Origin of the sequence: Micromonospora maritima, from assembly GCF_902825405.1 — a bacterium.
Classification (GTDB): domain Bacteria; phylum Actinomycetota; class Actinomycetes; order Mycobacteriales; family Micromonosporaceae; genus Micromonospora; species Micromonospora maritima.
Map to the genome: position 1 here is coordinate 1 of NZ_CADEAU010000110.1, position 13,680 is coordinate 13,680.

Annotated in this window: 14 protein-coding genes and 1 pseudogene; 12 read left to right on the plus strand and 3 right to left on the minus strand. The window is 74.2% G+C overall.

Annotation, left to right across the window (positions count from 1 at the left end; translation table 11 throughout):
- The 8 genes and pseudogenes from HUW36_RS13125 to HUW36_RS13160 all read left to right on the plus strand — a co-directional run.
- Positions 1-777: pseudogene (locus tag HUW36_RS13125) on the plus strand (hypothetical protein); the annotation flags it as partial.
- Between the two features lie 38 nt (positions 778-815).
- Positions 816-1,124, plus strand: coding sequence for a hypothetical protein (locus HUW36_RS13130; RefSeq protein WP_174528416.1), 309 nt, complete (start codon positions 816-818; stop codon positions 1,122-1,124).
- 402 nt (positions 1,125-1,526) lie between these two features.
- Positions 1,527-2,288, plus strand: a complete 762-nt coding sequence (locus HUW36_RS13135; RefSeq protein WP_174528417.1) for an NHL repeat-containing protein — start codon at positions 1,527-1,529, stop codon at positions 2,286-2,288.
- Positions 2,289-2,561: 273 nt separating this feature from the next.
- The gene (locus HUW36_RS13140; protein WP_174528418.1) at positions 2,562-3,020 is read left to right on the plus strand and encodes an HNH endonuclease family protein; all 459 of its coding nucleotides are present in this window, start codon (positions 2,562-2,564) and stop codon (positions 3,018-3,020) included.
- Between the two features lie 389 nt (positions 3,021-3,409).
- Entirely contained in the window at positions 3,410-3,970 is a 561-nt protein-coding gene (locus tag HUW36_RS13145) for a DUF1062 domain-containing protein (protein ID WP_174528419.1), read from the plus strand.
- Positions 3,971-4,032: 62 nt separating this feature from the next.
- Entirely contained in the window at positions 4,033-4,518 is a 486-nt protein-coding gene (locus tag HUW36_RS13150) for a GNAT family N-acetyltransferase (protein WP_174528420.1), read from the plus strand.
- A 38-nt stretch (positions 4,519-4,556) separates the two neighbouring features.
- Positions 4,557-4,976 carry a nuclear transport factor 2 family protein gene (locus tag HUW36_RS13155; protein ID WP_174528421.1) on the plus strand — a complete coding sequence of 140 codons (420 nt, stop codon included), beginning with the start codon at positions 4,557-4,559 and terminating at the stop codon, positions 4,974-4,976.
- Positions 4,977-4,999: 23 nt separating this feature from the next.
- A complete protein-coding gene (locus HUW36_RS13160) occupies positions 5,000-5,776 on the plus strand; it encodes a class I SAM-dependent methyltransferase (protein WP_174528422.1) in 777 nt (258 codons plus the stop codon).
- Between the two features lie 273 nt (positions 5,777-6,049).
- Here the strand turns inward: HUW36_RS13160 and HUW36_RS13165 are convergent, their stop codons facing one another.
- Positions 6,050-6,541 (minus strand): DnaJ family domain-containing protein, encoded by a 492-nt coding sequence (locus HUW36_RS13165; RefSeq protein WP_174528423.1) that lies wholly within the window; start codon positions 6,539-6,541, stop codon positions 6,050-6,052.
- Positions 6,542-6,652: 111 nt separating this feature from the next.
- On the opposite strand from HUW36_RS13165, the gene HUW36_RS13170 reads away from it, so the two are divergent.
- Entirely contained in the window at positions 6,653-7,045 is a 393-nt protein-coding gene (locus tag HUW36_RS13170) for a YkvA family protein (RefSeq protein WP_174528424.1), read from the plus strand.
- Positions 7,046-7,048: 3 nt separating this feature from the next.
- On the opposite strand, the gene HUW36_RS13175 is transcribed toward HUW36_RS13170, so the two are convergent.
- Positions 7,049-7,594, minus strand: a complete 546-nt coding sequence (locus HUW36_RS13175) for a GNAT family N-acetyltransferase (protein ID WP_174528425.1) — start codon at positions 7,592-7,594, stop codon at positions 7,049-7,051.
- Positions 7,595-7,712: 118 nt separating this feature from the next.
- Between HUW36_RS13175 and HUW36_RS13180 the strand changes: the two genes are divergently transcribed.
- Positions 7,713-8,363 (plus strand): LysE family translocator, encoded by a 651-nt coding sequence (locus HUW36_RS13180; protein ID WP_174528426.1) that lies wholly within the window; start codon positions 7,713-7,715, stop codon positions 8,361-8,363.
- A 12-nt stretch (positions 8,364-8,375) separates the two neighbouring features.
- On the opposite strand, the gene HUW36_RS13185 is transcribed toward HUW36_RS13180, so the two are convergent.
- Entirely contained in the window at positions 8,376-10,385 is a 2,010-nt protein-coding gene (locus HUW36_RS13185) for a beta-galactosidase (protein ID WP_174528427.1), read from the minus strand.
- 113 nt (positions 10,386-10,498) lie between these two features.
- On the opposite strand from HUW36_RS13185, the gene HUW36_RS13190 reads away from it, so the two are divergent.
- Positions 10,499-12,835 carry a TIM-barrel domain-containing protein gene (locus HUW36_RS13190; RefSeq protein WP_246248138.1) on the plus strand — a complete coding sequence of 779 codons (2,337 nt, stop codon included), beginning with the start codon at positions 10,499-10,501 and terminating at the stop codon, positions 12,833-12,835.
- Positions 12,836-12,915: 80 nt separating this feature from the next.
- Positions 12,916-13,680 (plus strand): ROK family transcriptional regulator (locus tag HUW36_RS13195; protein WP_174528428.1); only part of this gene is annotated, 765 nt, incomplete at its 3' end.

Below are 13,680 nucleotides of genomic sequence, written 5' to 3' on the forward strand. Positions count from 1 at the left end.
GGCACCGGCGACGACGACGCGGCGCTGACCGCCGCCGCCGGGGCGGACCTGCTGCACCGCCTCCCGCAGGCCGCCCGCTGGCTGGCCAGGATCGACGGCCGGCTCGTGCTCGGCAACTACGTCTACGCCGACGGCGCCACCAACGTCCGGGTGGCCACCGCCGTCGACGCGCTCACCGTCGAGCTGACCCGGCAGCGTCCGGACGCGGCGCTGGCGTTCCTGGCCACCCCCACCGACGTGTACGCGGTCCCCGGCGACGCGGTCGCCCACGCCGAGCGCGGTTACGTCGCCCGTGGCCCGGCCCGACGGACCCTGCGGCTGCTCTCCGGCGGCCGGCTGCTGCACCGCAACTACCCGCCCGGCGCCGATCCGGGCATCAACGACAGCCTGGTGCCCCAGCAGGGGCCGAACTACGCGCTGGCCAAGCGGCTGCAACGCTGGCGCGCCGCGGTGGCCCGCGACGCCGGCGCCACGGTGTCGTTCACCGTGGCGCCGCCCACCCGCACCCGGTCGGTGCTGCGCAACCGCGCGCTCGCCGCCGCGTACGCCGGGGCGCACCGCTTCGGCGTCGAGGTGTTCGAGCCGGCCACCAGCAACACCCTGATGGCCGCGCTGCTCGTGCACGACCTGCGCACCGGCGGCGGACCGGCGCAGGAGCACCCGTGGCGGGACGAAACGTACGCGGCGGCACACGGCGGACTGTGGCGCGTGCCGTACGCCCCGCGCAGTGCGCTGGGCCTGGCGGTGCTGCTCGGCCTCGGCGGGGCCCGGGCCTGAGCGGGTTTCCTTGTCTTGGGCGCCGGGAAGGCTCCGATATGGCCGAGACATTCGTGAGCGAAGACCTGAAGACGCTGCAGTCGATGGCGCGCGGGGCCGGGATTCCGGATGCCGAGCGTCTGTCCCACGACGACCTGGTGGAGGTGTTGCGCCGGGCCGGGCTGGCCGACGGTACCCAGGACGACTGGCCGGACCAGCCGATCGAGGATCCGGCGCACCTGGCCGGGCTGCCCCGCAGCTCGCTGCGGCAGGGTGACGAGAGCACCGGCGGCCGGGCCGCCGAGGAAGCGATCGGTGCCCGGCCTGGCGAGTCCGGCTCCGAGATCGACGACCGCACCGAACGCTGACCGTGGGAACGGGCGGCTCCCGCGGAGCGGGGGCCGCCCGCTTGTGCTGCCGGCACCACGACGGGGGCGTGCCGAACGGTTCCGGGAGACTCGCCGGCACCAGCCCCGCCGCTGACAACCGATCGGGCCGCCCGATCTGTCTCCTCAGAGGCGGGCTCCACAGGGGAGCCCGGGTCAGGTCAGGTGGTGGCTCTGTTGCGCAGAAACTCGATCTTGGTCCTCGTTCCGATGCTGGCGGCTGTCGGCCTCGTCGCTCCCGGCCCGGCTATCGCCGACGCCGCCGCTTCCTCCCCTCGCGTCGCCTCCAGCCCGTCTCACCGCACCCACTTCCCGTCCCGCATCGCGTTGCCGGACGGCTTCACACCGGAGGGACTCACCATCGGCCGCGGTACCACGGTCTTCGTGGGGTCCATCCTCGACGGCGCGATCTGGCGGGGTGACCTGCGCACCGGACGGGGCGCCGTCCTGGTGCCGGGGGTGCCCGGCACCGACAAGGCGGGGCTGAAGGTGGACGCGCGGGACCGGCTCTGGACCGCCGACTTCTCCGGCGGCGGCGCAAGCGTCTACCACGCCCGGACCGGTGCCCTGCTGGCTCGCTACCGATTCACCGATCAGCCCGGAAGCCTGGTCAACGACCTGGTGATCACTCCTCGGGCGGTGTACTTCACCGACTCCACCCGAGCGGTGCTGTACGTCGTGCCGCTTGGCCCCGGTGGCCGGCTGCCGGCCGGCTCGGCCGTCCGGACGCTCGCCCTCAGCGGGCCGGCGGCCGAACCGGACGCGTTCGCGAACGGGATCGTCGCGCTGCCCGACGGGGACCTGCTGGTCGCCCAGATGCTCGCCGGCCGGCTGATCCGGGTCGATCCGGCCACCGGCGCCAGCCGCGTGTTCGACCTCGGCGGCTACTCCGTGAGTCGGGCCGACGGGTTGGTGCGGCAGGGCCGCACCCTCTACGTCATCCGCAACCTGACCAATGTCGTGGCCGTCTTCCGGCTGTCGCCCGGGTACGACTCCGTGACCCTCGTCCGAGAGATCACCGACGTGCGACTTCGGGTGCCGGCGACCGGCGACCTCTTCGGACCCTGGCTGTACGTGGTCAACGGCCGGTTCGACGTCGAGCCGACACCGAGCACCGACTACGACATCGTCCGGCTGCCCGCCTGACAGCGAGACGACGGCCGCCTGACCGGGGCCGGCGGCCCCGGTCAGGCGGTGGGCAGCAGCGGCCGGTGCGGCTGCCACCCCCGCCACGAGCGTCGGGCACCGAGATCGACGACCGCTGACCGCTCGGGTGAGCCGCTCCGCTGATGGGGACGCCTCACCCGTCTTTCTCGTCGCCGAGCGACGCCGCCGGGCCCCGACAGGGGGCCGGCATCCGGCGGACCGGGGTGGTCAGGACCGCAGCGCACTGTCGGAGGACCTCTCTACGCTTTCTGCATGCTGTCCCAGGTGACCGGCCTGTCCCGGCACTTCACCGAGGAATCGCTGCGCTCCTACCTGCTGGCCCGCTCACAGCGCCTGCCGACGGGCTGTCTCGTGGTGCGTGGATATGGCAGCCAGCGCGGCGTCTACCAGAAGCTCGCCGGACGCGCCTGGGCACACATCGCGGCATACGCGGTCTTCGTCGGCGGCTACCGGCCGGACCTCGACGTCCATCACGACTGCGGCGTGCCCGACTGCATCGAGCCGACCCACCTGCGTCAGCTCGGTCACGCCGACAACTGTCGGGAACGTCGACAGCAGCCGCTCTGCCGTAACGGACACGACCGGGAGGTCGACCCCGCCACCGGACGCTTCCGGAAGGTGTGTCGTCGCTGCAACAGCGAAGCGCAGAGGCGGTGGCGTGAGCGGCGCGCGGCCGAGGTCGCCGCGGCCAAGGCCCTCTATCGGCCGTGAGCTGGGTCTGGTGGCGGCGAGATACACCAGCCTAATGCATTACGCATAGGAACTGTCATTATGATGTACCGGGCTTTCGTCCCTTATGTCCGTGCTGTTTAACGGATTACTGTTATCGGTATTCCGGTAAATCGCGTAGGGGTCGGCGGTAAACCGGTTGAGCCGGCCATCGGTCATCGCTTACGTTCGCCGCGGCCACCACCCCTTGAGGACAGAGGAACCCACGCGTGACCCCGCCCGCTCTCTGAACCTGACACGCCTTCCACCCACCCGGAGCCGACGCGTCCCGTCGGCTCTGCCGGGCCGCCTCAGCGCGCCCGGTCACACGGCGATCGAGGCCGCGTCATCGGCCTCGTGTCAGGTCTACAGAGATCAGGTCTCGAGTCCTCATGTCTTCATCCCCCCATGTCGTGCTGCCCTGGTTCGTCCGCCGGACCAGGCTTCCGCTGCTGTCGCTGCGCTGCGTGGACTGCCGCTCGGAGTCCGCCACCACCGGGGACGGCCGGTTCCGGGTCAACGCCAACGGCAAACTGCTCGACGTCTGGCTGCTGGTGCGGTGCGTCTCCTGCGACCGCACCAGCAAGCTCACCCTGCACGAACGGACGCCGGTCAGCTCCCTGGACCCGGCCACGCTCCACGGCTACCACCTCAACGATCCGGTGCTGGTCGCCGCCACACTTGTCGACCCGGCGCTGGCCCGACGTGGTCGCTTCACGTTGGACTGGACGGGCGCCTGGCGTCTGGACACCCCGGCCGAACGGCCCGGCGACGCGTGGCCGCTGCGGGTCGAGGTCACCTTCGAGGATCCGGTGCCGGTGCGTCCGGACCGGCTCATCGCCCACGGGCTGGGCCTCAGCCGGCACGAGGTGCTGCGCCGGGTCAAGGGCGACGTGCCGCTGCGCCGGCCCAGAAGCACCGACTTCGCCTGCACCGTGCTGGCCGAGGGCTAGCACGGCGTCGGTCGTGGCGGGCGGGGGCCCGCCACGACCGACGCGTCGGCGACACTTGTGCGGTGACGACGACGATCGTGCCGATAACCAGTGCCCATCCGGCGTTCGACCAGACTGCTGCCCTGTTCGACGCCTACCGGGTGCACTACGGCCTGCCGTCATCTCCCGAGCTGACCCGCTCCTGGCTGCACGACCAGCTCGCGCAGCACCGGATCTCCGCTGCTGCCGCCATCCGGGCCGCTCAGGTCTGTGGCTTCGTCACGGCCACGGTCATGCCCGCATCGCTCATGCTGGGCACCGCGTGGTCGATCCGTGACCTGTACGTGGCCCCGCGCCGTCGCCGTAGCGGCATCGCGCACGCACTGCTGCAGCACGTCATCCACAGCGCTCGCGCTGCTGGTGCCTCTCGCCTGTCGCTCCAGACCGAGACCGACAACGTCCCGGCCCTGACGCTCTACGCCCAGGTCGGCTTCCGGCCCGTCACCGGCCTGGAACTCCTCAATCTCCGCCTCGACCCCGACCCGGAAGATCCAGGAGACACGACCTAGGGTTGATCCGTCGATGCGGATCCATCTCGGGAGGCACGGTGGCGGGTCGGGCACGGGAGGTCGTCGAGCGGATCCTGCGCGCCGGCCGCGAGGGCGACGTCGAGGCGTTCGTGGAGCTGATGGCCCCGGAGGGCTACATCGAGTGGCCGTTCCGCCCCGCCGGCGTGCCCGGCCGGGTGCGGGGACGGGCGGACGTGCGCCGGCACCTGACCGAGGCGGCCGGAACCCTCGTCACGTTCGACGAGTACCGCGACCTGGTGATCCACGAAACCCTCGACCCCGAGGTGGTCGTCGTGGAGTACGACGCGGTCGGCACCCTGGTCGCCAGCGGCGCGCCGTTCGCGCAGACGGTGATCGCCGTGTTCCGCGTCCGGGACGGCCTCGTGGTGTCCTACCGCGACTACATCAACCCGCTGCCGCTGATCGAGGCGCTCACCGGCGGCGCGGGAGACCGCTGAGCCGGACGAGAGGAGACCAGGCCATGGGTCAGGACGACCGACGCCGACACTCGTCGTCGTTCGGTGCGGCGGCGACCGCGTACGCCGAGCACCGCCCGGACTACGCGAGTGACGCGGTGCGGTGGGCGTTGGCGCACGCGCCCGGCCCGCGCGTACTCGACCTGGGCGCCGGCACCGGCAAGCTCACCGCCGGGCTGCGCGCGGCCGGCGTCGACGTCAGCGCGGTCGAACCCGATCCGGCGATGCTGGCCGAGCTGCGCCGCGCGCTGCCGGACGTCCGGGCGCTGCCGGGCAGCGCCGAGGCGATCCCGCTGCCGGACGCGTCCGTCGACGCCGTGGTGTCCGGCAACGCGATGCACTGGTTCGACATGGCGGTCGCCGGTCCCGAGATCGCCCGGGTGCTCGCGCCCGGCGGCACCCTGGCCGGCCTGTGGAACGTCCTGGACGACCGGGTGGACTGGGTGACCGGGTTGGCGCGGGTCGGCGGGAGCGCCGCCGTCGGCCCCCGGGACACGCCCGCCGCCTGGCGCGTCGAGACGGCGCGGATGCACGTCCCGACCGACGGCGTCGCCCGGTTCGAGTCGCCGGAGCAGGCCGAGTTCCCGCACGGGCAGCGCCGCACCGCCGACTCCCTGGTGGCGACGCTCGCTACCCGCGCCGGGATGCTGGTGATGCCGGCACCGGAACGCGACGCCACGCTCGGCCGGATCCGCGCGTTCCTGGCGAGCCGGCCGGAGACGGCGGCCGGCGAGTTCACGCTGCCGATGCTGACCTGCGTGCTTCGCCTCCGACGACGCTGAACCTGCGCGGGTGCCGTCGTGCGGGAACTGGTCAGGGGCCGATGGCATCAGGCGGCGGCCTCGCGGGAGCGCAACACACCCCGCGGAAGATAGAGCTGGGGCCAGAGTGCGACGAGGGTGGGCCCGTGCAGCCACGCGCGAAGTTCGTCGGACCGGACGGGCGATCTGCCGGTCGCGCCTCGTGCGGTCGACGCGAGCCGCGGACGGAGCCACTCGGATCCATGTCCCCCCGACAGGCCCTGGTGACCCTCGATCAGGACCGGCGTTCCCGGCTCACGGTCGACGGCGCCACCAGCGCCAGCGGCGGCGGGAACGAGCCGGGGGCCGAAGCGTGTCCTGCGCCTGCACCGTGGCGGCCACCGTCCGCTCGGCCGCCACGCGTTCCCGGTCGGCCCGCCACCGGCGCACCGCCTCGTCGACGTTGACCGGGCGGACCACCACCCGTGGCCCGGTCGGGGTACGCAGCCAGGCCACCACCTCGGTGTTGAGCGCGGCCACGTACGACCGCACCGCCTCCTCGGTGGGCAGGTCACGCAGCTCGGCCGGGAGCTGCTCGATGCGGCGGCGCAACTGCAACGGGGTGGGCAGCATCAGGTCGGACGGGATCTGTTCCCGTTCCATGAAGCTGCGGATCCACCAGCCCTCGTCGTAGGGCAGGTCCCGGCCCGGGATCGGCTTGCCCGCGCCCGGCAGGTTGTCGAACTCGCCGCGCTCCTGGGCCGAGCGGATCTGCGCCTCGACCGCGGCCTCCCAGCCTGTCGTCACCGTCGTCACCTCCCGTACCCACCGTATCCGCCGGTGCTCCGACCAGGGTCAGCGTCGGACGGGCCCGGGGTTGTTCCCCGGCCCGGCGCGGGCAGGCGTAGCGTGCCCGGCGTGCGGGACTGGTTGATCGGCCTCGGGGCGGCGCTGGCGTGCCTGGTCACGAGCTGGGCGGTGCTGGTGCTGCTGGCCCGGCGTCTGCCGCCCGGCCCGCTGCGTGATCTGGCCGCGTTCCTGCCTGACTGCCTCACCACCGTGCGGCGGCTGCGCCGGGATCCCCGGGTGCCGCGGCGCGCCCGGATCGCGATCGTGGTCGCCGGTGTGTGGCTGGCCAGCCCGATCGACCTGATCCCGGAGTTCCTGCCGGTGATCGGCCCGCTGGACGACGTCGTGGTGGTCGCCCTGGCGCTGCGCTACGCCGGCCGGCAGGTGCCCCGCCAGGTGCTGCTCGACGCGTGGCCGGGCGATCCGCGCCTGCTGCTGCGTCTGCTCGGCGCCCCGAAGTGACGGTCAGGGCAGCTCCCGGACGTGCCGGTGCCCGTCGCGGGGGTACGGCGGGCGGGCCGGCAGCACCTCGACGAAGGCGTACCCGCTCTTCTCCGCCACCCGGCAGGAGGCCGGGTTGTCGATCTGGTGCAGCAGCTCCAGGCGGGCCAGGCCGCCGGCGGCGAACCGGGCGAACGCCCAGCCGGTGACCGCCTCGACCGCGCGGGGCGCGACGCCCCGCCCGCGTGCGGGCGCCGCCGTCCAGTAGCCGACCTCGGCGGCCGGATGTCCCGGCCGCACCTCCTTGAGCACCACGCAGGCCACCAGCGGCTCCCCCGGCGCGTCCTCCACCACGGCGAAGCTGAACCGGCGGTCGGCGGCCCAGCCCTGCCGGCTGCGGCGCAGGTAGTCCCGCGCCTCGGCCCGGGTGGTCACCGGGCGGCTGGTCCAGGCCCGCAGCACCGGGTCCCGGTAGGCCTCCAGCAGCGCGTCGGCGTCGCCGTCGCGCCACGGGCGCAGCAGCAGACCGGGCGCGGTGGGGGTGGCGCCGGCGGACAACACGATCGACATCCGGCCAGTATGGCCTCGCCGGGGTGGCGCGCGTCACCCCGCGCGGGCGCCGGCTCGGGCCCCTGGGGTCGCGACCGGCGGCGTAGGGTCCGGTCAGGACCGACGGGGGGAGGGCGACGTGGTCACGCTCGGCGCGGTGGCGGGGATCGCCCTGGTGGCGCTCGGTCTGGTGCTCACCCCCGGGCCCAACATGGTCTATCTGGTGTCCCGGTCGGTCACCCAGGGTCGGCGCGCCGGCCTGGTGTCGCTGCTCGGGGTGGCGGTCGGTTTCGGCGTCTACCTGGCCGCCGCGGTGGCCGGCATCGCGACCGTCTTCGTGCTGGTACCGCCGCTCTACACGGCCGTGAAGCTGGCCGGCGCGGCCTACCTGCTCTGGCTGGCGTGGCGCACGCTGCGCCCGGGCGGCCGGTCCGCGTTCACCCCGGTGCCGCTGCCGCCGGACCGGCCCCGGCGCCTGTTCACCATGGGCCTGGTCACCAACCTGCTGAACCCGAAGATCGCCATCCTCTACGTGTCGCTGCTGCCGCAGTTCGTGGATCCGGCGCGCGGGCACGTGGCGGTGCAGAGCCTGCTGCTCGGGCTGACCCAGATCGGCGTCGCGCTGACCGTGAACGCGCTGATCGTGCTCAGCGCGGGGTCGGTGTCGGCGTTCCTCACCCGCCGGCCGGGTTGGGCCCGTGTCCAGCGCTACGTGATGGGCACGGCGCTGGCCGCGCTCGCGGTGCGGATCGCCGCCGACCGCTCGCGCGCCGCCGTCGCCACGCCCTGACGGGTACGCGCGTCAGCGCCGCGCCTCCCGCAGCACCGCCACGCCGCCCGGCGCGACGGTGAGCACCTCCGCCACCGGCTCCCCGGTGAGCAGCTCGTGCCCGGCGACCGGCACCCGTTGCGGCCGGTCGGTGTGGTTGAGCAGGTACAGTCGGGTGTGGTCGCCGTCGCGTCGGCGTACCGCCTCGACGCCCGGGGGCGCCTCGGGACAGGTGGGGCCGACCCCGGCGAGGCGGGCCACCTCGGTGAGCAGCCGCCGGTAGGTGTCGTCGTCGGGGCGGGTGGAGACGTACCAGGTGCGGGCGTCGCCGACCCGGTGCCGGGTCACCGCCGGCCGGCCGTCGAGCACCCCGCCGATGTACGCGGTGACCGGTTCCGCGCCGGCCGGGTGCACCGTCTCCGACCAGATCCGGCCGATCCCGCCGCTGGTCAACGGCACCCGCTCGTCGTCGGCGAGCGGGTGGAACTCCTCCACCCGCACCCCGAGCAGGTCCCGGTACGCGCCCGGGTAACCGCCGGGTCGTATTCGGGCGTTCTCGTCGGCGACCCCGCTGAGCCAGGTGACCAGCAGGTGACCGCCGGCGTGGACGTGGCGGCGTACCCAGTCGACGGTGGCGTCGGAGGCCAGGTAGAGCGCGGGGAGCAGGAGCAGCCGGTGCCCGTCGAGCGGGTCGCCGGGGGTCACCAGGTCGGCGGTGATGCCGGCGTGCCACAGCGCCCGGTGCGCGGCGGCCACCTCGCCCGGGTGGTCGAGGCCGTCGCGGGGCATGCCGGGGTGGCGCAGCGCCCACCCGCTGGCGGCGTCGTGGGCGATCGCCACGCCCGCCTCCACCGTGCCGGAGGCGGTGCCGGCCAGCCGGCCGAGTGACGCGCCGAGCCGGCTGGCCTCGCGGAACACCCGGGTGTCCCCGCCGGCGTGCGACACCACCGCGGAGTGGAACCGTTCCGCGCCGCCGGCCGGGGCGCGCCACTGGAAGAACATCACCCCGCCGGAGCCGCGGGCGACGTGCGCGAGGCTGTGCCGGGTCATCCGGCCCGGTTCCTTGGTGTGCATGCGGCCGCCGGCGTGGATCTGGTTCGGCGCGCTCTCCATCAGCAGCCAGGGTGCGGGGCGGCCGGCGCCGCGGCGGGCCCAGCCGCGCGCGAGGTCGGCGGCGAGCGCGGTCTGTTCCTCGGCGCCCCGGTCCGTGCGGGACGGGTAGTGGTCGACGGCCACCAGGTCCACTTCCCGCGCCCAGCGGGCGTGGTCGACCGGCACCCAGTCGCCGAGCACGTAGTTGGTGGTCACCGGCACCGCCGGGTTCGCCGCGCGCAGGAGGTCCCGCTGCGCGGTGTACGCAGACAGCAGCGTGTCGGACCAGAAGCGGCGGAAGTCGAGCAGGTGGCCGGGGTTGCCCAGGTACCGGGTGGCGCGGGGTGCGGCGACCTGCGCCCAGTCGGTGTAGTGCTGGCTCCAGAAGCTCGTCGCCCAGGCGTCGTTGAGCGTGTCCAGGTCGCCGTACCGGTCGGCCAGCCAGCGGCGGAACGCCGTCTCGGCGTGCGCGCAGTGGCACGTGGTGCCGTACTCGTTGTGCACGTGCCACAGCGCCAGCGCCGGATGGTGGGCGTACCGCGCGGCCAGCACCTCCGCGATGCCCCGGGCGGCGGCCCGGTATGCGGGCGCGGCGGCGCAGTAGGTGTCCCGGCTGCCGTGGTGCAGGCGTACCCCGTCGGCGGTGACCGGCAGCGCGTCCGGGTGGGCGAGGGAGAACCAGGGCGGCGGCGAGGCGGTGGGGGTGGCGAGCGCGGCCCGGATGCCGGCGTCGTGCAGCAGGTCGAGCACCTCGTCGAGCCAGTCGAGGGTGTAGCGGCCGGGCGTTGGCTCCAGGCGGGACCAGGCGAACACGCCGACGGTGACGAGGTCGACGCCGGCGGCGCGCATCAGCGCGACGTCCTCGCGCCACACCTCCGGCGGCCACTGCTCCGGGTTCCAGTCGCCGCCGTAGCGGAGCCGACCATCGCTCCACAACCCTTTAGTTGTCATCCCAGCCAAAGTAAGAACAGGTGAAGCCGAAGTCAATGCGGGCAATCATTGACAGTTAGTTGTGGTTCCAAAGAAACTGGCGGAACCGCCCGTGTCGCCGCGAGGAGACGCCCATGCCGTACCGCCCGCCCCTGGTCCCGTACGAGACGTTCGTGGCCGACCCGCCCGACCTGCCGGTCCGCGTCCCCGGCGAGCAGGGCGCCGACGACGTGGTGCGGGCCGAGGTGCTCACCACCGACGCGCACGGGGTCACCCTCGCCGCCACCTGCGCCTCCGGCCGCACCGTGGTGGCCCGGGTGGAGGCCGCCGGCGACGGGATCCTGCGGGTACGCCTCGCCGACGACCTCGCCGTGCGCAGCCGCTCGGCGCGGGCACTGCCCCTGGTCCGGCCCACGCCGCACCCGGCGGTGGTCACCGTCGACGACACCTGGGCGCACGTGGACGCCGGCGCGGTGGTCGCCGAGGTCCGCCTCGACCCGTGGGGGCTGCGCTTCCTCGCCCCGGACGGCCGGCTGCTGCTGGCCGCCGACGCCGGCACCCGGGACATCAGCGGCCGGCGGCGCACCCTGCCGCTGGGTCACTCCACCGTGGACGGTGAGCCGGTCGCCTGGCACGAGAGCTTCGTCGCCCCCGGCGACGAGCGGTTCGTCGGCTTCGGGGAGAAGTTCACCCCGCTGGACAAGCGCGGGCAGCGGCCGCTGATGTGGAACTTCGACGCCTTCGGCGGGGAGTCCGACCGGTCGCACAAGAACGTGCCGTTCTACCTCTCCGACCGCGGCTACGGGGTGCTCGTCGACAGCGGCCTGCCGGTGCAGTTCGACGTCTGCGCCAGCACCCACAGCAGCGTGCAGCTGATCGTCCCGGACGACCTGCTCGACTACTACGTGCTGGCCGGCCCGACCCCGGCGGAGGTGCTCGACCGGCTCGACGTCCTGACCGGCCGGCCCTACCTGCCGCCGCGCTGGGCGTTCGGGGCCTGGATCTCCTCCGGCTTCTTCCCGGACAGCCAGCAGCGGGTGCGGGAGCGGGCCCGGCTGATCCGCGAGCGCGACATCCCCTGCGACGTGCTGCACCTGGACTGCTACTGGCAGGTCGCCGGGCGCTGGTCGGAGCTGCGCTGGGACGAGCGGGCCTTCCCCGACCCGGCCGGGATGCTCAAGGACCTCGCCGAGCAGGGATTCCGGGTGTGCCTGTGGATGAACCCCTACCTGATGACGGACAGCCCGCTCTACGCCGACGCCGAGGCCGCCGGCTATTTCCTGCGCCGACCGGACGGCACCACGTACGTCGCCGACGCCTGGCACGGCAGCTATCCGGTCTGCGCCATCGTGGACCTGACCAACCCGGCGGCCGTGCGCTGGTTCCAGGGCCTGCTACGCCCCCTGCTCGCGCAGGGCGTCGCGGTGTTCAAGACCGACTTCGCCGAGGCCGTGCCCGCGGACGCGGTGGCGTACAACGGCATGACCGGCGTGGAGCTGCACAACGTGTACGCGCTGCTGTTCAACGACACGGTCGCCGACGTCACCGAGGAGGTGGCCGGGCACCGCACGGTGTGGGCGCGCTCGTCGTACCTGGGCGGGCAGCGGCACAGCGCCCAGTGGAGCGGCGACGTCAACGCCACCTGGCCGGGCCTGGCCAGCACGCTGCGCGGAGGGCTCTCCCACGGCCTGTCCGGGGTGCCCTTCTGGAGCCACGACACCGGCGGCTTCCACGGCACCCCGGATCCGGACCTGTACGTGCGCTGGACCCAGTTCGGCGCGCTCTCGCCGCTGGTCCGCCTGCACGGCACCACCAGCCGGCTGCCATGGGACTTCCCTGCCGAGGCGGAACGCCACGCGGTGGCCGCCCTGCGGCTGCGCTACCGGCTGCTGCCGTACCTCTGGTCGGCGGCCGTGGACGCGGCGCGCACCGGCGCCCCGATGCTGCGCGCGCTGCTCGTCGACACCCCGCAGGACCCCACCGCCTGGGCCACCGACCTGCAGTACCGCCTCGGTCGCGACCTGCTGGTCGCGCCGGTGCTCGACCCGTCCGGGGAACGCACGGTCTACCTGCCGGCCGGCGACGACTGGCTGGACGCGGCCACCGGCGAGTGCCACACCGGCGGCCGGCACCTGCGGGTACGGGTGCCGATCGACCGCCTGCCGCTGTACGTGCGACGCGGGGCGCTGGTCCCGGTGGTGGCGGCCGCGCCGACCGTCGCCGAGGGGCCGTTCCGCGACGTCACGCTCGTGGCCTGGGGCGGCGTCGACGGCGTGACGGTGGTGCGCGACGAGGCCGGCGACACCACGGTCACCGCCACCCGCGACGGTGCGGCGCTGCGGGTCCGGGTGGACGGCCCGCTGGACGTGCGCGGGATCGCCGTGGTCGGGGCGCAGGATCCGCCGGGCCGGATCGTGCTCGACGGCGACGAGGTGCCGGCGACCGCGTTCGTACCGTGGTTCGGCGGCTGACCACCGGCCGGCCGGAACGGCGCCTATTTAGTTTAAGCTGTAACCGAACCACGGGGCCGGGCGCGGGAGGCGGGCAGTTCGTGATCAGCATCGACCGGCCGTCCCGGACGGCCGACCTCGGCGACGTACGGGTGACCAACCGGGCCGCGGTGCTGCGGCACGTCCGGCTGCACGCCCCCTGCTCGCGGGCCGACCTGGCCGCGCGCACCGGGCTCAACAAGGCCACCGTCTCCAGCCTCGTCGGTGAGCTGATCGAGCGCGGGCTGGTGCGCGAGACCGGGCTGACCGAGAACCGGGTGGGCCGCCCGGCGACCATGCTCGTGCTCGACGGTTCCCGCTACGTCGGGCTCGGCCTGCGCATCGGCGCCGACGAACTGGTCGTGGTCGCCGTCGACCTGGCCGGCGAGCGGTTCCTGACCTGGCGACGGGCGTTCGCCGCGGCCACCGTCGGCCCGGACGAGACCGTGGCGGCACTCGCCGCGCTGGCCCGCCGGGCGATCGGCCGGGTCACCGGCGCGGGCCGCACCGTGCTGGGCCTCACCGTGGGCGTGCCCGGCCTGGTGGACGCCGACGGCGCGGTACCGGCGGCCCCGGCGTTGGGCTGGCGCAACGTGCCGCTCGCCGCCGCGGTGCGCCGCGCCCTGCGCGACCCGGCTTTTCCGGTCGAGGTCGACACCGACGCCAACCTCGCCGTTTCCGCCGAGCTGCGACACGGCCCGTACGCGGGCACGGCCGACCTGGTGCACCTCACCGGCGGGCCGACCGTCGGCGCCGGGGTGGTCAGCGGTGGGCGACTGCTGCGCGGCGGCCGGGGCTTCGCCGGCGGGATCGGCCACCTGCCGGTG